Raw genomic sequence first — 22,040 nt, 5'->3', positions numbered from 1 at the left:
ATGTTCCGTCATGCCCAAAATCCCCCCACCACGCGGTGCCGTATGCGGTGTCGCCCTCTGCCTAGCGCTCACCGCCGTCACCGCCCTGCCCGCCCGCGCGGACGCCCCCGGGCTGCACGCCACCGGGCTGCGGACCGACGCGCTCGACGACCCCATCGGAATCGACGACACGACGCCCGCCCTGAGCTGGCGCCTGGCGGCTCCGGGCCGCGGCTCGGCCCAGACCGCCTACCAGGTGGTCGCGGCGACGTCCCGGGACCGCCTCGGCCGCGCCGACCTGTGGGACTCCGGCAGGGTGTCCTCCGCCGCCGCCGGCGCCGTCTACCGGGGCACGGCGCTCACCTCCCGCCGCCAGGTGTGGTGGCGGGTCCGGGTCTGGGACGGCTCCGGGCGCGCGTCGGGCTGGAGCAGCCCCGCCCGGTTCGAGACGGGCCTCCTCGCCAAGGACGACTGGTCCGGCAAGTGGATCGGCGACGAGCGCTGGCTGAACCGGGCGCCGACTCCCGCCACCGTCGCGCTGCCCGCCGGAACCAGGGCCCGCCACCTGCGGCTGGACGTGACGAAGCTCGGCCTCCCCGTCAAGGAGGGCAGCTCGCTGCTGTCGCGGCTCCAGCTGGCCGAGATCGAGGCGCTCGACCCGTCCGGGACGAACGTGGCGAAGGGCGCGAAGGTCACCGCGTCCGAGGTCCGCGAGTACCCCGGCAAGTGGATGCCGGAGTTCGTCACCGACGGGTCCCTCACCACGCAGACGGCGCCGTTCGGTTACACCAGCCCCGCCTACGGCTCGCAGGACCCCGGCCACCACATCTGGCTGCAGCTCGACCTCGGCGCCGTCAAGGACCTCGCCTCGGTCAAGCTCTACCCGCGCACCGACCTGATGACGAGCGACGGCAGGACGCCGAACTTCCCCGTCGACTACACGCTGCAGACCTCCGACTCGGCGGACGGCCCGTTCGCCACGGCCAAGAGCGTCACCGGGCAGGAGCCGCCGCCCGCGTACCAGACCGACCTTCCCCGCCTGCCCCTGCTCGCCCGGCAGTTCTCCCTGAAGGGCGAGGTGCGGTCGGCGCGGCTCTACATCACCGCGCTCGGCATCTACGACGCCACCGTCAACGGCCGCCCGGTGAGCGACGCCGTCCTGGAACCGCCGAACACCGACTACCGCAAGCGGGCCGAGTACGCGGCCTACGACGTCACGAAGCTGCTGCGGCGCGGCGGCAACGCGATCGGCGTCCGGCTCGGCAACGGCACCTACAACGTCACCTCCACCAGCGACCGGTACACCAAGTACGTCGGGGCGCAGGGCGCGCCGAAGCTGCTCGCCCAGCTGGAGGTCACGCTCGCGGACGGGACGACCGCGCGGGTCGCGACCGACTCGTCCTGGCGCACCGACCTCGGCCCGACCACCTTCACCCACTGGTACGGCGGTGAGGACGAGGACGCCCGCCTCGCCCGCGCGGGCTGGGACGAGCCGTCGGCGGACCTGGCGGCCTGGCGCCCGGCCGCCGAGGCGCCCGACCCCGGCATCGCGCTCACCGCGCGCATGTCGCCGGCGATCGTGCCCGTCGGGCGCCGCCGGACCGTGAAGGTCACGCAGCCGGAGAAGGGCACCTACGTCTTCGACCTCGGTGAGAACGTCGCGGGCTGGCCGGAGATCCGGGTCGGCGGCCCGCGCGGGACGGAGCTGGCGCTCACGCCGGGGGAGCGGCTCGGCGCGGACGGCCTCGTCGAGCAGGGCACGATGATCGCCGGCGGGGCGCGGCGCCCCCCGATCGAGGACCACTACACCCTCGCCGGGGAGGGCACCGAGACCTGGCACCCCCGCTTCGTCTACCACGGCTTCCGCTACCTCCAGGTGACGGGCCTGCCGTCCGCCCCGGACGCGGACGCCGTGTCGGCGGTCGTGCTGCGCGCGGGCAACGCCTCCGCCGGCTCGTTCGAGAGCTCCGACCTGCTGCTGAACGGCATCCACAAGATCATCGACCGGTCGATCCAGGGCAACATGTTCAGCATCCTCACCGACTGCCCCGACCGGGAGAAGCTCGGCTGGCTGGAGGAGACCCAGCTCGTCCAGGGGTCGGTCACCCGCAACTACGACGTCGCGGCCTACTACCCGGCGCTGCTGCGCAACATGGCCGAGGCGCAGACGTCCGACGGGCTCGTCCCCGACATCGCGCCCGAGTACGTCCAGTTCTCCGGCGGCGTCCGCGACGACCCCAACTGGGGCAGCGCCATCATCCTGGCCGCCTGGCAGCACTACCGCACCTACGGCGACGCCCGCCCGCTGCGCGACTTCTACCCGAACATGCAGCGCTACCTGGACTACCTGACCTCCAAGGCGAAGGGGAACCTGCTCGACTACGGCCTCGGCGACTGGGCCGCCGTCGACAAGACCACGCCGCGCGGGATCGCCGCCACCTACGGCTACCAGCGCAGCGCCGCCGCGCTCGCCTCTGTCGCGGGCCTGCTCGGCGAGGACGACGACGCCGCCCGCTACCGCAAGCTCGCGGGCGACATCGCCGCCGCCTTCAACGCCAAGTACCTGGACGAGGCCGGGCACACCTACGGCTCGGGCAGCCAGGCCGGGGACGCGTTCGCGCTCGACCTCGGCATCGTCCCCGAGGCGCAGCGCCAGGCCGTCCTCGACCACCTCGTCGCCTCGGTCAAGGGCAAGGGCCACCACCTCACCGTCGGCGAGATCGCCCTGCCGGCCCTGTTCCGGGTGCTGTCGGCGGCCGGACGCGACGACGTCATCCTGGCCGTCGCCCAGCAGGTCACCGACCCCAGCTACGGCTACCAGGTCGTGCACGGCGCGACCGCGCTCACCGAGTACTGGGACGGCCCGACCGGCTACGGCTCCCAGAACCACTTCATGCTCGGCGCGATCGACGAGTGGTTCGGCGCCGGGCTCGCCGGGATCGGCCAGGCGGGCGACTCGGTCGCCTTCGGCAAGCTCGTGGTCCGGCCCGCCGTCGTCGGCGACCTGACCCGCGCCGCCTCCACCTACCGCACACCCCGCGGCGCGGTCTCCAGCGCGTGGCGCCGCTCCGGGCACGACCTGCGGCTCGACGTGACCGTCCCGCCGGGCGCCCCCGCCCGCGTGGAGGTGCCGCTGCTCGGCGCGTCCGGCGCCACCGCCCCGGCGGGTGCCCGGTCCCTGGGCGTCCAGGACGGGCGGGCCGTGTACGAGGTCGGATCCGGGTCCTGGACGTTCAACGTCCGCACGCCCGAGGCCGTGCACCAGGACCGCACCCAGCTCGCCGTCGAACCCCCGTTCGGCGCCGACGTCCCCGTCATCGACGGAGAGTCCTCGACGGCCCGGTTCCGCGTCACCAACCTCGAGCGGCACGCCGTCACCGTCCCGGTGAAGGCCGCCGCGACGGACGGCTTCACCGCCGGGGCCGCGGGACGGGTCACGATCCCGGCCGGCGGCTCCACGGAGGTCCCGGTCGCGATCAGGCGCACCGGCGAGGCGACCGAGGGAACGGTCACCGTCACCGTCGACGACGAGAGCGTGCGGGCCCCGGTGCGCGTCACCGGCAACCTCGTGCGCGTCGCCGAGATGTCGGCGTCCAGCACCCACAGCGGCTCGTCGCCCGCCTGGACCAACGACGGCGGCACCGACTCCGGCGTGTGGCTGAACGGCGTCGGCGGCTGGAACGACGACACCGCCGGAGACTTCCCCGACACCCTGACCGCCTCCTGGGACGAGCCGCGCCGCGTCGGCCGCGTGAAGGTCTTCACGCTCGACGACCCGGCGCACCCGGCCGCCAAGACCGGAATCCGCGACTTCGACGTCCAGGCCCGCGTGGACGGGACGTGGACGACGGTCGCGACGGTCGCCGGCAGCACCGCCGGCACGGTCGAGAGGACCTTCGCGCCCGTCCGGGCGTCGGCGCTCCGGCTCCTCGTCCGCGACTCCAACGACCACAACTACAGCCGCGTCATCGAGCTGGAGGGCTACTCCTCGTGACTCATTCCAAAGCTCGGCTCCTGGCGGTGCCGGCGGCCGCGCTCCTGGCCGTGTCCGGGCTCGCCGCCGCCGGGGCGGCCGAGACCGCTCCGCCGTTCGGGCCGGACGTCCCGGCCCTGACCCGCGGAACCTTCGCCGACCCCCCGGCGTCCGTGCGGCCCAAGTACCGCTGGTGGCAGCCGCTGGCCCACACCGACGACAAGGAACTGGCCGCGGAGCTCGAACAGATCAGGAAGGCGGGCGGCGGCGGAGCCGAGGTCGCGCCGTTCAGCGTGGAGGGCGCCGGCAACAACTCCCCGGAGTTCCTGAAGACCTACGGCTGGGGCACCCCGCTCTGGGCGCAGAAGACCCGGACGATGCTGGCCGCGGCCAAGGCCAACGGGCTCGGCCTCGACTTCACCATCGGCCCGCGCTGGCCCGCGACCGTCCCCACCGTCGACGACGTCAACGATCCGAGCGCGCAGCAGCAGATCGTCTTCTCCCACGAGTTCCACAAGGGCGGGACCGGCAGGTCGGGGGCGCTGCCCACCAACTTCAACGTCGCGCCGCCCGCCGGGGCGAAGAGGACGCTCGTCGCCGCGCTCGTCGCCAAGTGCTCCGACGCGGGATGCGCCACGTCGAGCGGCCCGCGGATGCTGGAACGCGAGGGCGTCACCGACGTCACCTCGAAGGTGGACGCGCAGGGCGGCCTCGCGGTCGACTTCCCCAGCGACGGCGAGAGCACCTACGCGCTGATCGCCTTCTACCAGACGCCCAGCGGGCAGTCCCTGTCCGGCTACACCGCGACCGGCACCAACTACGCCCTCGACCCGTTCGGCGAGGCCGGGGCCAAGGCGACCACGGACTTCTACGACGAGCACATCCTCACCCCCGACGTGCGGAAGCTGCTCGCCCAGATGGGCGAGAGCGACCTGTTCGAGGACTCGCTCGAACTGGGCACCACCCAGAAGTGGACGTCCGAGCTGGTCGACCAGTGGACGAAGCGGCGCGGCTACTCCCCGGTCGAGGTGCTCCCCGCCCTGGCCGGCGCCGGCGACCAGGGCATCACCGACCGGCCGTTCTTCGACTTCGGCGGCGGCGTCGGCGCCCGGGTCCGCACCGACTACCGGCAGACCCTCAGCGACCTCTACATCAGCAACCGGCTCGACGTCCTGCGCGAGTGGGCCCACAAGCACCACATCAGCACCCGCATCCAGCCCTACGGCATCCCGGTGGACGTCGCGGAGGCCGCCTCGCACGTCGACGTGCCCGAGGGAGAGTCCCTGGCGTTCGGGCAGTCGGTCGGGGCCTACAGCAACGTCCAGGACTACCGGGTCGTCGCGACGGGCGCGCACGTGTCCGGGCGGCCGGTGGTGTCCGACGAGTGCTGCGCCTTCTCCTCCTCGGTGTGGGGCTCGACGGCCGGCGCCGGATCGGACGCCTCCAACCTCCAGGCCGTCTACCGGGGCCTCGCGGGCGGCGTGAACCAGGTCGTCTGGCACGGCTTCCCGTACCTGAGCAGGGGCCCCGCGGGCGCCGGGCCGCAGTCGGCCTGGCCCGGCATGACCTACGGCGGCAACGCCTCCTACTCGGAGGCGTTCGGCGACAAGGGCGGCCCGAACTGGGCCGACTACCGCGCGGTCAACGACAACCTGGCCCGGATGCAGCTGGTGCTGCGGCAGGGCAAGCCCCGCTTCGACCTGGCCGTGTACTGGCAGGACTTCGGCATGAACGGCACCGGCACCACCGGCAGCGGGTCGAACAAGCTGATCCAGAGCTCCTCGGCGCTGGCGGCGGCCGGGTACACCTACGAGTACCTCAGCCCGGCGCTGCTGCGCCGCAAGGACGCCTCCTTCTCCCGCGGCGCCCTGTTCGGCGACCGCTCCGCCTACCACGCGGTGCTGCTGAACGACCAGAAGACGATGCCGGTGGACGCCGCTGAGAAGCTGCTGCGGCTGGCGCGGCAGGGGCTTCCCGTCGTCATCGTCGGGGACGTGCCGAGCGCGGTGCCCGGCAACGGCGACGCGGCGCGGCAGGACGCGCGGCTGCGGTCGGTGGTCTCCGAACTCCTCCGGCAGCGCGGCGTGGTGCGGGTGGCGAGCGAGGCGGACGCGCCGGACGCGCTGCGGCGCCTGCGCGTCACGCCGGCCGCCGCGCCGCACGACGGCTCGGGCGCCATCCTCGACGTGCGCCGCCAGGCGGGCTCCACCGACTACTACTACCTGTACAACCAGACGAACACCGCGACCGCGCAGAAGATCACCCTGACCGGCGAGGGCGTGCCCTACCGGCTGGACACCTGGACCGGAAAGATCACCCCGATCGCCGACTACACGTCCGGCCACGGCACCGTCACCGTCCCGGTCCGGCTGGCCGGGAACGACGCCGCGGTCATCGCGGTCACGCCGCGGCGCGACGCCGCCTTCACCGGGCCCGCGGGCGGCTCACGCCCGCCGGGAGCGCAGGGCGCGGCGGCCGTCCCCCAACCGGTGAGGCTGGACGAGTGGTCGCTGTCGGTCGACTCCTGGGGCCCCGGCCCGTCCGGCAGGCCCGGCGACACCGCGCACAAGACGCTCGGCCCGGTCGCGGTGAAGGCCGGGGAGGGCGGCGCGCTGCCCGCCTGGTCGGCGATCACCAAGGCCAACGGCCATCCCGTCGACCTCGCGGACGTCTCGGGCGTGGGCACCTACACCGCGAACGTCACCCTGGACGACGGCTGGAAGGGCATCGACCGCGTCGCGCTCGACCTCGGGACGCCGGTGGACACCGTCCGCGTGAACGTCAACGGGCACGACCTGCCACCGCTGAACCAGGCGGACCTGCGGCACGTCGAGGTCGGGCGGTACCTGCGGCCCGGGGCCAACACGATCACCGTGCGGGTCGCCTCCACGCTGCTCAACGCGGTCCGCGCCGCGCCCGGCACCGGGGCCTCGTCGCGGGCGCCGATGGACTACGGGCTGTTCGGCCCCGTCGCCCTCACCCCGTCCGGCGGCGACCGCCCGGTGCTGGCCGTCGAGGCCCTCGAACCGGAGCTGCCGCTGGCGGACGGCGGCTACAACCGCGCGACCGTGCTGGTCACCAACGCCTCCGGGCGCGCGGCGAACGTGACGGTCTCCGCGTCCGCCGCCGAGGGGATCGGCGCCGAGCCGGAGCGGGGCCGCGTCACGGTTCCGGCGGGCGGCTCGGTGACGGTGCCCGTCGCGCTGCGGGACAAGGGCGTCGCGTCCGGCACGAGCACCCTGAAGGTGACCGCGCGCAGCGACGCCGGGCCGTCCGCCGCCGCGGCGGTGACCCTGCGGCACTCCGGCGACCTCGCCCTCAACCCGGGCGGCACGCCGTTCCCGCGGGTGGTCGCCGACGCCGGCCAGGACCGGTACCCGGCCAAGCTCGCCGTGGACGGCTCGCCCAGCACGTTCTGGGTGTCGTGGGGACGCGCCGCCGGCCAGGGACCGACCCCCGCCGACCCGGTGCGCTACGGCGTCGACTTCGGCGCGCCGGTCGAGTTCGGCTCGGTCGTCGTGGGAGGGCGCTCCAACTACGGGCCCCGCGACTACGGCGTCCAGGTCTCCTCGGACGGCCGGAACTGGCGCACCGTGGCGACCGCGACGGACACGCCGAAGGAGGGCGGGACGACGGCCTTCGCCAAGGTCAGCGCCCGCTACGTGCGCCTGGACATCACCAGGAGCTGGGACGGCGTCGGCGCGAACGTGCAGATGAGCGGGTTCTCCGTACGGCCGTAGCCGGAGAGGGGCCGGGGCGGGACGCCCCCCCGCGGGCGCGGTCCGCCCCGGCTCCTTCCGGCAGATCACCGCAAGCCGCAGCAACGACGTGGAGGTTGCTTCAGATGATTCGCCGTGACAAGACCCGCCATGCCGAACGCCGTGCCGTCGCCCTCGCCGTCGCCACCGTGGCGGCGACCCTCGCCGCCGGTCTCCCCGGGACCGCGCAGGCCGCGCTGAGAGCAGGGCACGCGCCGCAGTCCCCCGTGGCGCTGACCGTGGGTGACCAGGCGCGCCCGCTGAGCGTGGAGGGGGCGCCGCTGTTCGGGTGGACGCCCCGCGACCGCGACCCCGGGGAGGTGCAGAGCGCCTACGAGATCATCGTGCGGGGGCCGTCCGGCACGGCGGTCTGGGACAGCGGCCGCGTCCGGTCGGGGAGCCAGGAGTACGTGAGGTACGCCGGCCCGTCCCTCGCGCCGGAGACGTCGTACACGTGGACCGTCCGGACCTGGGACGGCTCCGGAAAGCGCTCTCCGTGGGCGCGGCCCGCCGCGTTCGACACCGGGCTCGCCGACCGGGACTGGCAGGCCACCTGGATCCGGCGCACCACCGCGGAGGCCGACGACTACACCCTCGCCCGCAAGGACTTCACGGTCGGCGAGTCGAAGGTCGTGCGCGCTCGCGTGCACATCGCGGCCGGTCAGCAGTACGCGCTGCACCTGAACGGCGAGACCGTCGACCGCGGCCCCGCCTTCGAGTACGCCGACGACGGCTTCTACAAGACCGTCGACGTCACCTCGAAGGTGAAGGCCGGGCGGCCCGCCACGATCGGCGCGCTCTACCACTGGTACGGGTCGGGGCAGGGGCGGCCGAAGGGCGAGCCCGGCCTGCTCGTCCGGCTGGTCATCGACCACGCCGACGGGACGCGGCAGGTCGTCGTCACCGACGGGACGTGGAAGGTGACGCGCGCCCCCTGGAAGACGGCGCCGAAGCGCAACGGGGACGGCGGCGACTACGTCGAGGACATCGACGGTACCGCCGTGCAGGCCGGCTGGGACCAGCCCGGCTTCGACGCGTCCTCGTGGCAGGACCCGGTGGTCGTCGGCGCCCACCCCGCGTCGGGGTTCAAGCACCTGCACGGCCAGGAGACCGCGCTCGCGTACCGGACCGTCCGGCCGGTGAAGGTCACGCGGCTGGACTCGGGCGCGCTGGTCGCCGACTTCGGGAAGGTGATCCCGGCCGTGCCGGTGGTGCGGTTCCGGGAGGGCGTCGCCGGCCGGCACGTCGACATGTACGCCTCCTACGTCCTCAAGGACGACGGGACGGTCTCCCGCTCCAAGAGCGACAACCAGGACACCAACCTCGGCTACGGCTACACCCAGCGCGACGGCGACCAGACCTTCCGGCCGCTCACCTACGTCGGCTTCCGCTACCTGGAGATCGCGCCGGGCTCCGGGGCCGAGGCGGACGACGTCTCCGCCGTCGTCCAGCACAACGAGGTGACCCGCGAGGGCGGCCTCCGCACGTCGGACGCGGGAGTGAACGCGGCGTACGACCTGATGGCGCGGTCGGCGCTGTACGGATCGCAGTCCCAGTTCCTCGACACGCCGACCCGGGAGAAGGGGCAGTTCCTCGGCGACTCGGTCGACACCTCGATCGCCATGATGGGCGCCTACGGGGAGCGGCGCCTCACCCGGCAGGCGATCCGCGAGTTCATGGCGTCGCAGGCGCGGTACTGGCCGGACGGGCGCCTCAACGCCGTCTACCCGAACGGCGACGGCAAGCGCGACATCCCCGACTACACCGAGATGTTCCCCGGCTGGGTCTGGGACTACTACCAGCAGTCCGGCGACGCGGCCACGCTCGCGGACGCGTACCCCGTGATGAGCGCGGTCGCCGGCTACGTCCGCCGCTACGTCGCGGAGGGGACGGGCCTGGTCACCAACCTGGAGGGCGGCTCCGGGGCCTACAAGTACGGCATCATCGACTGGCCGGCGACCATGCGGTACGGCCACGACATGGACACCGCCGCGCGCACGGTCATCAACGTGCTCGGCGTGGACGTCCTGAACGCCACCGCCCGCGCCGCCGCCGCGCTCGGCAGGACCGGCGACGCGGAGGCGCTGCGCAAGGACGCCGCCGCGCTCACCGGCAACATCAACGCCAGGCTCCGCCGCCCGGACGGCGTCTACATCGACGGACTGAGGAGCGACGGCTCCCAGAGCGCGCACGCCTCGCAGATCGCCAACGCCTACGCGCTCGCCTACGGCGTCGCCCCCGCCGACGGCCGGGCCGAGGTCGAGTCGTACGTCGCCGGGCTCGGCATGCAGATGGGGCCGATGACCGCGCACCGGCTGCTGGAGGCGCTCGGCGGCCGTCCCGCGGACGTCGTCACCCGCCTCACCGACTCGCGGGGACCGGGCTGGGGCAACATCCTCGCGCGCGGCGGCACCTTCACGTGGGAGTCGTGGGACGCCCCGGAGACCGGGCAGAGCCACTCCCACCCGTGGGGCGCGACGTCGCTGGTCGAGGTGCAGCGGACCCTCCTCGGCGTCGCCGTGACCGCCCCGGCCTCGGCCGCCGTGCGGATCAGGCCGCCGCTGACCGGGCTGGACCGCGCGTCCGGGACCGTCCCGCTGCAGCGCGGAGACGTCGGCGTCACGTGGAAGCGGGCCGGCGGCGGCTTCTCGCTCGACGCGGACATCCCCGTCAACGTCCGCGCCGAGATCCACGTCCCGGCCCGCGCCGCGGGCGACGTGCACGTCTCCGGGCCGGGCGGCGCCCGCTTCACCGGCATGAAGGACGGCTACGCCGTCTTCGAAGCCGGCTCCGGGCACCTCACCTTCCGTTCCGACCACCTCTGAGGAGCCCGGCGATGACCGAACGACCAAGGATCGGGATGAGCCGCCGGGACTTCCTCGGCGCGTCGGCGGCCGGGGTGGCGGGCGCGGTCGTGCTCGGCTCCGCCGGGGGCGCCGCGTCGGCGTCCCCGGCCGCCCCGGCGGCCCGGACGCCGTCCGGGCTGCTGACCTCCCTGCTGCCGGACGGGCTCGGCGTCACGGCCGCCCGGCCGAGGCTGAGCTGGCAGGTCGCCGACCTCGGCCCGGGGACGAAGCAGACGCACTACCAGGTGCAGTTCGCCACCACGCCGGCCCGCCTGGAGCGCGGCCCGCACGTGTGGGACAGCGGGAAGGCCGCGTCGGCGGCGTCCGTCGCCGTGCCGTACGGCGGTCCGGCGCTGGCGCCGCGCACGCCGTACTGGTGGCGGGTCCGGACGTTCGACGGGCCCAGGGCGTCCCGCTGGTCCGAGCCCGCACTGCTGGCCACGGGCGTCGGCGAGTGGTCCGCCGAGCCGATCTGGACGGCGGCCGCGCGGGCGCCCGGCGACGGCGTCCTCAAGGCTCGGCTCCAGATCACCTCGGTCGCGGCGAGCATCTGGTTCCGGGCGTCCGGGACGAGCGCCAACTACCTGTGGCAGCTGCGCGCCGGTTCTCCCGGCGTCCTGAAGAAGCACGTCTGCGTGAACGGCGCCTACCAGGTGCTGGAGGAGAAGCGCCTGCCGTTCCCCGTCGAGACGGGCCGCTGGTACGACGTGGCGGTCGAGATGGAGGGCTCCACCTTCCGGACGTCCGTCGACGGGGCCGAGGTCGACACCACGACCGACGCCACGTACCGGACGGGCACGGTCGGGATGCGCAACGGCTCCACCGAGGCCAACGTGTGGGACCGCGTCACCTTCACCGGCCCGGACGGTGAAGCGATCATCGACGAGGACTTCTCCGACGGCCGCGGCACCTTCGGCGCCGGCACGGTCGCCGGCGGCGCCCTGACCCTGGCCAAGGGGCAGTCGACGCTGTCCTCGGCCGGGTCGCCCGACGACTCCTGGGCGCTGCTGCGCACCGAGTTCGTCCCGGAGGGCAAGCCGATCGCGGCCGCCGTGCTCCACGTCGCCGCCCAGTCTCCGGCGTCGATCCGCCAGTACCCGGCGAAGATCTGGGTCAACGGCGAGGTGGCCGGTTTCGCCTCCATGCGGGGCGGGGCCGGAGCGCCGAAGTACCACTCCTTCGACGTGACCGAGGCGCTGGAGCCGGGCCGGCGCAACGCGCTCGCCGCCCTGGCGTTCACCCCGGAGGACAAGCGCTTCCTCGCCGAGCTCGTCGTCACCTACGCCGACGGGACGTCCACCACCGTCGGGAGCGGCCCGGCGTGGAAGGCGCGCCGCCAGGCGGGGCTGCTGCGCGACGCCGGGACGATCGGCTCCGGCTTCTACACCGGCCCCCAGGAGTACTGGGACATGCGGCAGGAGCCGGCCGGATGGACGAGCCCCGGCTTCGACGACTCCGGCTGGGAGCCGGCGGTGGCGAAGGCGGCCATCGGCGGGCTGGAGCCCGCGCTCGTCGAACCGGTCGGGCTGTACGACGCCGGGCCCGCGTCCGTGCGGAAGGTCTCGTCCGGCACCTGGCTCGTGGACCTCGGACGGGAGATCGCGGGCGGTCTGCGCCTGTCCGTGCGCGGCAAGGCCGGGCAGACCGTCGAGGTCCGGCTCGGCGAGGAGCTGAACGCCGACGGGACGGTCAGGCACGCGCTCCGCGCCGGCGTCACCTACCGGGAGGTGTGGACGCTCCGCGACGGCGAGCAGACCATCGAGCACTGGGGCTACCGAGGGTTCCGCTACGCGCAGCTCGTCTGCGACGACGACCTCGACCTGTCGCAGGCCGTCACCGGACGCGCCTGGCGGGCCGCCTGGCGCGACTCCGACGCGTCGTTCTCCAGCTCCAGCCCCGACCTCGACCGCGTGTACGAGCTGTGCCGCTACTCGATCGAGGCGACCCGCGGCGACCTCTACACCGACACGCCGACGCGCGAACGCGGCCCCTACGAGGGCGACGCGCTCATCAACCAGGCGTCCGAGTACGCGGTGCAGCGCTCGTTCGCGCTGGCCCGCGCCTCCGACGCCTACCTGGCCCGCAACCCCACCTGGCCGACCGAGTACCGGCTGATGAGCGTCATGTCGGCCTGGCAGGACTACCTGCACACCGGTGACCCGGAGCAGCTCGCCGCGGACTACGACATCCTCGCGTCCAAGCATCTGACGCCCCACCTCGGCGAGGACGGGCTCGTCCACAAGAAGCCCGCCTCGCCCACCCAGGACCTGGTCGACTGGCCCGCGTCCAATCGGGACGGCTACGTGTTCACCGACGTCAACACCGTCGTGAACGCCTGCCAGTACGCCGCGTTCACCGCCATGGCCGACATCGCGGACGCCCTGGGGAGGACCGCCGACGCGAAGAGCTGGCGGGAGCGCGCCGACACGCTGGCCAAGGCGATGCGGGAGAAGCTGCTCGACGCGTCCAACGGACGGTTCGTCGATGGAGCTGGCACCACCCACAGCGCGCAGCACGCCACCGTGTTCCCGGTCGCGCTCGGCGTGGCCGGGCCCGGAACGGTTCCCGACCCCGTCGTCCGCGCCTTGGGGCAGACCCTCGCGGACGGCGGCATGAAGGTCAGCGTCTACGGCGCGCAGTTCCTGCTGGACGCCCTGTTCGCCACCGGCCAGGCCAAAGCCGCGATCGGGCTGATGACGGCCGGCGGCATGAGCTCCTGGCTGCACATGCTGGACGACCTCGGCGCGACCATCGTGGCCGAGGCCTGGGACCCGTCCCTCAAGCCCAACATGACGTTCTCGCACGCCTGGGGTTCGGCGCCCGCGAACGTCATCCCGCGCCATGTCCTCGGCGTGCGGATCACCGCGCCGGGAGCCGCCGAGATCGAGGTCCGGCCGCGCCCCGGCGACCTGACCCGGATCTCCGGGCGGGTCCCGACGATCCGCGGCCCCGTCTCCGTCGCGCTCGACCGCGCCGAGCGGTACCGCCTGGACGTGGACGTGCCGCCCGGCGCGTCCGCCCGCGTCGTCGTCGAGACCGGCGACGACGACCCGCGCGCGTACGGCGTCGCCGGCCCCCATGCCCGCGCCCCCCGCGCCACGAGCCGGGACGCCACCGGCCGGCTCCTCACCATCGGCCCGGTCGGCTCCGGCCGCATCACAGTGATCAGGAGAAGACAGTGAACGACGAACGCACGGGGCAGGGGTTCACCCGCAGGCGCGCCCTCCAGATCGGCGCCGCGGCCGCCGTCGTGGCGGGCGCGGGCCCGGTCCTCGGGGGCGAGGCCGCCGCCCAGGCCGCGCCCGGTCCTCGGGGGCGAGGCCGCCGCCCAGGCCGCGCCCGGTCTCCCCGCGGGGCCGGCGGCGGGCGGGTTCGCCCGCCCCGGCGCGGCGGTGCGGCCCCGGTTCCGCTGGTGGTGGCCGGACGGCCTGGTCGACCCGGCGGAGATCCGGCGCGAGATCGACCAGATCGCGGACGCCGGGTTCGGCGGCGCGGAGATCGTCGCGGTGCACCACAGCATCCGCGACAAGTCCGTCCTGGACCCGGCGGGCCACGGCTGGGGCACCCCGGCCTGGAACGCCGGCGTGGAGGCAGCGCTCGACCAGGCGGAACGGCGCGGCGTGACCGTCGACCTGACGATCGGCCCGGCCTGGCCCGCCGCCGTCCCGACGATCACGCCGGACGACGAGGCCGCCGTCCAGGAACTCGCGTACGGGACGGTGCCCGTCGCGGGCGGCGCCACCCATGACGGCCCGGTCCCCGAGCCGGTCACCGCGCCCGAGGACGGCGTGACGAGGCGGCACCTCGTCGCCGTGCACGCCGTGCGGACCGCCGCCGCGAACACCACCCGCAAGGAGACCGGCCTCGACCCCGCGTCGTTCACCGACCTGACCTCGAAGGTCGCGGGGGAGCGGATCACCTGGACGGCCCCGGAGGGCGGCGACTGGCTGCTGTTCTCCTACTGGCGGCGCGGCAGCGGGCAGCGGCCGGAGTCCGGCCCGCACTCGTCCCCGGACAGCTGCGTCGTCGACCACTTCAGCCGCGCCGGGACCCGCGCCGTCACCGCGTTCTGGGAGGCGCGCCTGCTCACCCGCGACATCCGCAAGCTGATCAAGCGGGCGGGCGGGACGCTGTTCGAGGACTCGATCGAGCTGGAGACGGCGGCGCTGAACTGGACGCCCGACCTGCCCGCCGAGTTCCGGCGCCGCCGCGGCTACGACCTCATGCCGTACCTGCCGGTGATCGTCCGCCTCAAGGAGAACACCAAGTTCGCCTACGACGCGGCGACCACCGCCCACGTCCGCCACGACTTCTGGCAGACGGTCTCCGACCTGTTCAACGAGTTCCACTTCGCGGCGCTCGCGAAGTGGGCGCACTCGATCGGGCTGGAGTACCGCGCGCAGCCGTACGGGCTGGAGACCGACGCCATCCACACCGCCGCGATCCTGGACGTCCCGGAGGGCGAGTCGCTCGGGTTCAAGAACCTGGACGACTACCGCGCCCTCGCCGGCGGCCGCGACATGGGGGGACGGAAGGTCCTCTCCTGCGAGGCGGGGGCCTACCAGGGCGGCGCCTACAACACCACCTGGGGCAAGTTCCTCCGCACGATGGGCGGCGCCTACGCGGCCGGGCTCAACCAGACCGTCCTGCACGGCTTCTCCTACGCCGCCGCGCCGGGGGCGGCGTGGCCGGGCTTCGCGGCCTTCACCCCCTACAACGGCGGCATCGGGTTCTCCGAGTCGTGGGGACCGCGCCAGCCGACCTGGCGGCACGTCCCCGACGTGGCCGGCTACCTGGCGCGCGTCCACCTGGCCATGCAGGCCGGCAAGAGCCGCATCGACGTGGCCGTGTTCCGCCAGAAGGGCTACACCAAGACCGGCATCGGCGCCGGGTGGTTCACCAAGAGCGGCGTTCCGCTGGGCTGGACGCACCAGCTCATCAGCGCGCCGCTGCTCGACCTGCCGTCCGCGACCGTGTCCGGCGGGCGGCTCGCCCCCGACGGCCCCGCCTACAAGGTCGTGTTCGTCGAGGGCGACCGCTTCGGCGGCAACGAGTGCACGCTGCCGCTCGGCACCGCCCGCACCATGCTCAGGCTGACGAAGGCGGGCCTGCCGCTGGTGTTCCTCGGCGACTGGTCGGCCGCGACCGTCCCCGGCCTGGCGCGCCACGGCGAGAACGAGCAGCTGCGCGCCGTCCTCACGCAGGTGTTCGCGCAGCCGCGCGTCCGCGTCGTCGCCGCCGAGGCCGACGTGCCCGGGGCGCTGGCCGACCTCGGCCTGCGCCCGGCGGTCGCCTACGCGGAGGCGTCCACGCTCCTCACCGCCCACCGGCGGGACGGCCGCGCCGACTACTTCTACCTCTGCAACGGCAAGCACGCCGAGACCGTCAAGCCGCCGGTCGCGGCGATCGACCACGAGGTCACCTTCACCCGGTCCGACCGCGAGGCCGTCCCGTACCGGCTGGACCTGTGGACGGGCGAGACCGAGCGGGTCGCCGTCTACCGCGAGGAGGGCGACACGATCACGCTGCGGGTGGCGCTGCAGCCGTCCGAGGCCACCGTGATCATTCTGGCGCGCGGCGGTGAGGCCCCGTCCGCCACCGCCTCGCAGGCCGAGCTCCGCGTCGACCGGCAGCGCCTGGTCGCCCGCGCGAGGGCCGCGGGCACCTACTCCACCACGCTGCGCGGCGGCCGCACCGTGCAGACCGTGATCGGCGCCGTGCCCGAGGCGCGGACCCTCACCGCCTGGCGGCTCCAGGTGGAGGACATGACGCCGGACGGAGTGAAGCGGCACGACCTGGAGCTCGACGGGCTCAAGGCGTGGCCGGACATCCCCGAACTCGCGGACGTCTCCGGCATCGGCACCTACAGCACCACCGTGGACTGGACGGGCGGCGGCGCGGTGCTGGAGCTCGGCGAGGTCTTCGACACCTGCCGCGTGACCGTCAACGGCCACCGGCTCCCGGTCAGCGTGATCGTCCCGGTCGTGGACATCGGCCCCTGGCTGCGCCGGGGCGCCAACACGATCGAGGTCGAGGTCGCCACGACGCTGAACAACCGGCTCCGCGTCTCCGACCCCGGCGTGTACGGCGGCGCGTCCCGCCAGAGGTACGGGCTGGTCGGGCCGGTCAGGCTCGTTCCCTACGGCGAGGCGGTGGTCCCCGCCCGCTGAACCGCCGAACGTGCGGGAGGGCGTTGGCCCGCCCTCCCGCACGGTGGACCCCTCACCCCATGTCCCGCTAAGAACACATTCGCGAGGAACCCATGCACACCAGCGTATCCAGGCGCCGTCGCGGCGTAGCCGCCGTCGCTCTCGGACTGTCCGCCCTCACCGCCGCCCAGGCGGCCCCGCTCGGCACCGCCTACGCCGAGCCGGGCCGCGACGCGGCCCCGTGGCAGCGCTACAACCTGTCTCCCTCGTCGCGGACGCTCCACCCGGTGTCGGTCTTCAGGACCAGCGGCACCGTGGCGGACCCGGCCGCCGTCCTGAAGGGCGGCACGACCAGCCTGACCGGGGCCGGATCGTCCGTCACGCTCGACTTCGGCAAGGAGGTCAGCGGACTCACCACGCTGCACTTCGCCGGGTCGGACGGCCCGCAGAAGGTCGGCGTCGCGTTCTCCGAGTCGTCCACCTACGTGGACACGACGAGCGACGCGTCGACCGGAGGCCCCCGCAGCCGCGACGGCGCCCTCTCCGTTGACGTCGACGGCGCCACGTCCTACACCACGCCCCCCGAACTGCTCCGGGGCGGCTTCCGCTACCTGACGATCTTCCTGTCCTCCGGCGGCCGGGTCGACCTGGACAGGGTGTCGCTGTCCTTCACCCCCGCGCCGGCGATGAAGGACCCGTCGAAGTACGCGAACTACTTCTATTCGAGCGACGACCTGCTCAACCGCATCTGGTACGCGGGCGCCTACACCGTCCAGCTCAACACGATCTCCCCGAAGACGGGCCGGGTCTGGGAGCCCCCGGCGGCGCTGTGGGACAGCACCGGCGACATCGGCGTCGGCGACACGATCCTGGTGGACGGCGCCAAGCGCGACCGGACGGTCTGGCCCGGCGACCTCGGCATCGAGATCCCGAGCGCCTACGCGGCGTTCAACGACACCGAGTCCGCCCGCAACGCGCTCACCACCGTGTACCAGCACCAGCGCGACACCGGCGAGCTCCCCTACGCCGGGCCCGAGCTGAACAAGTACGGCTCGGACACCTACCACCTGTGGACGCTCGCCGCGAGCTGGGACTACTACCGCTACACCGGCGACACGGGCTGGGTGTCCGGCGTGTGGGACCGGTACCGGAAGGGCGTCGACTTCATCACCCGGAAGATGGACGACAAGGGCCTGGTGTCCATCACCGGGACGTCCGACTCCGTCCGGATCCTGGCCAAGGGCGAGAACCTCATCGCGAACGTGCTGATGTGGCGCGTCCTCGACACCGGCTCGCAGCTCGCCAAGGCGCAGGGCGACGACTCCCTGGCCGCGTCCTACGCCGAGCGGGCCGCCGCGCTCCGGACCGCCATCAACGCGAACTTCTGGGACGAGGCCGCCGGCGCGTACAAGTTCTATCCGAACTCGACGATCCACCCGCAGGCGGACAACTCCCTCGCCGTCTGGTACGGCCTCGCGGACCGGCGGCAGGCGCGCCGCATCAGCGAGTCCCTCAAGGGCAACTGGAACGAGATCACCTCGACCGCCCCCGAGAACAAGGGCAACCCCGGCGTCTTCTCCGGCTCCATGGAGGTGAACGCCCACTTCGCCGCCGGCGGCCAGGCCGCCGACCAGGCCGGCGTGGACATCATCCGGCGCCAGTGGGGCTACATGCTCAACCACCCGGAGGGGACCGGCAGCACCTTCTGGGAGTCGTTCCGCAACCCGGGGGACGGGTGCGTCTTCTGCAGCTCCTACGTCAGCCTCGCGCACGCCTGGGCGACGGGCCCGACCCCGGCCCTCACGTTCTCCGTCCTCGGCCTGAACCCCACCGGCACGGGCGGGCGGTCGTTCGACTTCGTCCCGCACCCGGCCGACCTCACGTTCGCGCAAGGCCGGATCACCACGCCGGTCGGCGCGGTCGACGCCTCCTGGAAGGTCTCCGGCGGGACCTACTCCGCGCACCTGAAGGCTCCGGGCACCACCGTCGGCCGCGCCGGCGTGCCGACGTTCGGCGCCCGGGTCGAGGTCCGCGTCGACGGACGCCTCGTCTGGGACGGCGCCCGCGCACGAGCCAAGGGCGTCCACAGCGACGGCGAGTACGTCTACATCGAGGGGCTGCGCGGGTCCCACCGGCTCCAGAGCGACCGCGCATGACCACCGCCTCGCGCAGGCCACTGCGCGGCCTGGCGGCCGCCGCGGTCACCGTCGCCCTCCCGTTGACCTTCCTGGCCGCCCCGGTTCACGCGGACGCGGAGGCCCACGTCACCCGCTTGAAGGCCGCCGACCTCGGCCAGGCCCTCGGCATCGACGACACGACGCCGCCGCTGACCTGGCAGCTCCAGGGCGGGCGGAACGTCACCCAGACCGCGTACCGGATCCAGGCCGCCACGAGCGAGAAGGCCCTGCGGGAGGGAAGCCCCGACCTCTGGGACTCCGGCCGGGTGGCGTCCGCCGGCCAGCGCGCCGACTACGCGGGCAAGCCGATCGGCAGCCGGACCCGGGTGTACTGGCGCGTCCGCGTCTGGACGGGCCCCCGGCCCTCCGGCTGGTCGTCGCCGTCCTGGTTCGAGACGGGCCTGACGTCCCAGAGCGACTGGCGGGGCGGCTGGATCGGCCAGAAGGACTGGCAGGTCACCGGCAAGAAGCCCGCCCCCATCGTGGTGAAGCTGCCGAAGACCACCGCGCGCTACGTTCGGCTGGACGTGACGAGGCTCGGCCTGCCCAAGGTCGAGCAGCTGCCGGACCGGACCTGGCGGCTCCAGCTCGCCGAACTGGAGGTGCGCAGTTCCGGCGACCCGGACACCAACCTCGCCAAGGGCAGGACCGTCACCGCGTCCGACAACGGCGGCAACGTCAACCGCAAGTGGGGGACCCGCTACCTCACCGACGGCACGCAGACCACGAACCAGGAGTTCGCCGGCTGGTCCAGCTCCGCCTACGGCAAGGCGGACGTCTCCGACAAGCCGCTCACCCTCACCGTGGACCTCCAGGCGGCCAAGGACTTCGACGAGGTCCTCCTCTACCCGCGCACGGACCAGGGCGTCGAGGGCGGCAAGGTCCCGTACGCCCCCGTCGACTTCTCGGTCGCCGCCTCCGACTCGGCCGAGGGGCCCTTCGCGGCGAAGGCGGCGGTCACCGGCCAGGAGCCGCCCGAGTCCCTCGTCCCCGAGGCGCTGCCGATCTTCGCGAAGGACTTCGGGCTGCCCGGCGGCGTCCGCCGGGCCCGCCTCTACGTGGCCGGCCTCGGCGTCTACGAGGCCCGGCTGAACGGGCACCGCGTCGGCGACGCCGAACTGGAGCCGGCCAACACCGCGTACGCCGAGCGCGTCCAGTACGCGACGTACGACGTCACGAGGATGCTGCGCTCCGGCGGAAACACGCTCGGCGTCGAGCTGGGCAACGGCATCGCCAACGTGATCTCCACGCCCGACCGCTACCGCAAGTTCAGCGGGACGATCAGCGACCCCAAGCTGATGGCCCAGCTGGAGGTCACCCTCGCCGACGGCCGCGTCGTGCGGGTGGCCAGCGACGGCACGTGGAAGACCGTCCTCGGACCCGTCACGTTCTCCAACTGGTACGGAGGCGAGGACCACGACGCCCGCCGCGAGCGGCCCGGCTGGGACAGGCCGGGCGCGTCCCGCTCCGGCTGGGAGGCGGCCGTGCCCGTCACGGCGCCCGGCGCGCTGAGCGGGCGGGTCGCCGAACCCGTCCGTGTCGCCGAGACGCTGGAGGGACGGCAGATCGGGGCGGGCGACGGCTACCGGGTCTTCGACGTCGGCCGCAACATCGCGGGCCGTCCGGAGATCACCGTCCAGGCCCCGGCAGGGACGTCCGTGCGGATCCTGCCGTCCGAGAGCCTCAAGGACGGCCGCGCGTTCCAGTCGGCCAGCAACGTCGGGGCGCCGCTGTGGGACGAGTACACGACGCGCACCGCGGATTCCGAGACGTGGCATCCGCGGTTCTCCTACCACGGCTTCCGCTACCTGGAGGTGCGCGGCCTGCCGGAAGGCGCGACGATCTCCGTCCGGGGCCAGGTGCTGCGCGCCGACAACGACTCCGCGGGCTCGTTCAGCTCGTCCAACGACCTCCTCAACGGCATCCACGGGCTGATCCGCCGGGCCATCGAGGGGAACATGATGAGCGTCCTCACCGACTGCCCGAGCCGGGAGAAGCTCGGCTGGCTGGAGCAGGACCACCTCGTCGGCGACGCGCTCGCCGCCAACTACGACGTGCACGCCCAGCTCCGCAAGATCGTCCAGGACATGGCGGACGCGCAGACCGAGGCCGGGCTCGTCCCGTCCACGGTCCCGGACTACACGGTCCTGCCGGGCACCTACAGGGACGACTCCAACTGGGGCGGCGCGTTCGTCGCCGTCCCCTGGCAGCTCTACCTGAACTACGGCGACACCGAGACCATGCGGACGTACTACGGCGCGATGAAGCGGTACGCCGCGTACATCGAGGGCCGCGTCTCCGACGGGCTGACCGACTACACCCTGGGCGACTGGTTCACCCCCGACCGCACGTTCCCGAAGGTCGTCTCGGGGACGTACGGGTGGTGGCGGATCGCCGACACCATGTCCCGGATCGCCGGCGCGCTCGGCGACGAGGCCGGCGCCGCCGCCTACCGGGCCAAGGCCGACAGGAGCGCCAAGGCCCTGTCGGACAAGCTCTACGACCCCGCGACCGGCACCTTCGGGGGCGGCGGCCAGGGCGCCGAGGCCATCGCGCTGGACATGGGCGCCGTGCCCGCCGACCAGCGCCGGCGGCTGCTGGACCACCTGGTGGCCAGTGTCCGGAACGCCGGATACCACCTGCTGCTCGGCGAGATCTCGCTGCCGTCGGCGTTCCGCGTCCTGCCCGACGACGTCATCTACAAGGTCGCGACGCAGACGGACAGCCCGAGCTACGGGTACCAGGTCGCCCACGGCAACACCGCCCTGGGCGAGTCGTGGGACGGCGGCGCCGGTCAGTCGCAGAACCACTTCATGCTCGGCGCGATCGACTCCTGGTTCTCCGGCCGGCTCGCCGGCATCGGGCAGGCGCCCGGCTCCGCCGGGTACCGAGACCTGGTCATCGCCCCGGCCGTGGTGGGCGACCTCACCAGCGCCTCCGCCACCCGGCGGACGCCGTTCGGCGAGGTCCGCTCCTCCTGGACGCTGGAGGACGGCAAGGTCACCCTCCAGGTCACGGTCCCGGCGGGCACGACCGCGCGGGTGCACGTCCCCGGTACCGCCGAGCCCGCCGTGGTCGGCTCCGGCACCCACACCTTCCACGGCACCGCCCCCTGACGCACCGTCCGGTGGGCGCGGACCGGCACCCACCGGACCGGC

Annotated in this window: 7 protein-coding genes; all 7 read left to right on the top strand. The window is 73.7% G+C overall.

Annotated elements, in window-relative coordinates; genetic code table 11:
- Positions 1–10 precede the first annotated feature (10 nt).
- The 7 genes from ABWI04_RS17340 (at position 11) to ABWI04_RS17305 (ending at position 21,998) form a co-directional block, all read left to right on the top strand.
- On the top strand, positions 11–3,973 hold the full coding sequence (locus ABWI04_RS17340; protein ID WP_353833036.1) for a family 78 glycoside hydrolase catalytic domain: 3,963 nt from the start codon (positions 11–13) through the stop codon (positions 3,971–3,973).
- Positions 3,970–7,692, top strand: coding sequence for a glycosyl hydrolase (locus ABWI04_RS17335; RefSeq protein ID WP_353833035.1), 3,723 nt, complete (start codon positions 3,970–3,972; stop codon positions 7,690–7,692). Before ABWI04_RS17340 ends, ABWI04_RS17335 begins: the two co-directional genes overlap by 4 nt.
- A gap of 104 nt (positions 7,693–7,796) precedes the next feature.
- Positions 7,797–10,535: a family 78 glycoside hydrolase catalytic domain gene (locus ABWI04_RS17330; protein WP_353833034.1), complete on the top strand. Its 2,739-nt coding sequence runs from the start codon at positions 7,797–7,799 to the stop codon at positions 10,533–10,535.
- Between the two features lie 11 nt (positions 10,536–10,546).
- Positions 10,547–13,738: a family 78 glycoside hydrolase catalytic domain gene (locus tag ABWI04_RS17325; protein WP_353833033.1), complete on the top strand. Its 3,192-nt coding sequence runs from the start codon at positions 10,547–10,549 to the stop codon at positions 13,736–13,738.
- A gap of 210 nt (positions 13,739–13,948) precedes the next feature.
- Entirely contained in the window at positions 13,949–16,726 is a 2,778-nt protein-coding gene (locus ABWI04_RS17315; RefSeq protein WP_502913133.1) for a glycosyl hydrolase, read from the top strand.
- Between the two features lie 92 nt (positions 16,727–16,818).
- Positions 16,819–18,861 (top strand): alpha-L-rhamnosidase-related protein, encoded by a 2,043-nt coding sequence (locus ABWI04_RS17310; protein WP_353833032.1) that lies wholly within the window; start codon positions 16,819–16,821, stop codon positions 18,859–18,861.
- Positions 18,858–21,998: a family 78 glycoside hydrolase catalytic domain gene (locus tag ABWI04_RS17305; protein WP_353833031.1), complete on the top strand. Its 3,141-nt coding sequence runs from the start codon at positions 18,858–18,860 to the stop codon at positions 21,996–21,998. The genes ABWI04_RS17310 and ABWI04_RS17305 overlap by 4 nt, the downstream gene beginning before the upstream one ends.
- Positions 21,999–22,040: the final 42 nt, after the last annotated feature.

The organism is Actinomadura sp. NPDC000929 (assembly GCF_040492065.1).
In the GTDB taxonomy this organism is placed as follows: Bacteria; Actinomycetota; Actinomycetes; order Streptosporangiales; family Streptosporangiaceae; genus Spirillospora; species Spirillospora verrucosospora.
The sequence above is the reverse complement of the archived record's forward strand: the minus strand, read 5'-3'. Positions and strand labels throughout refer to the sequence as shown.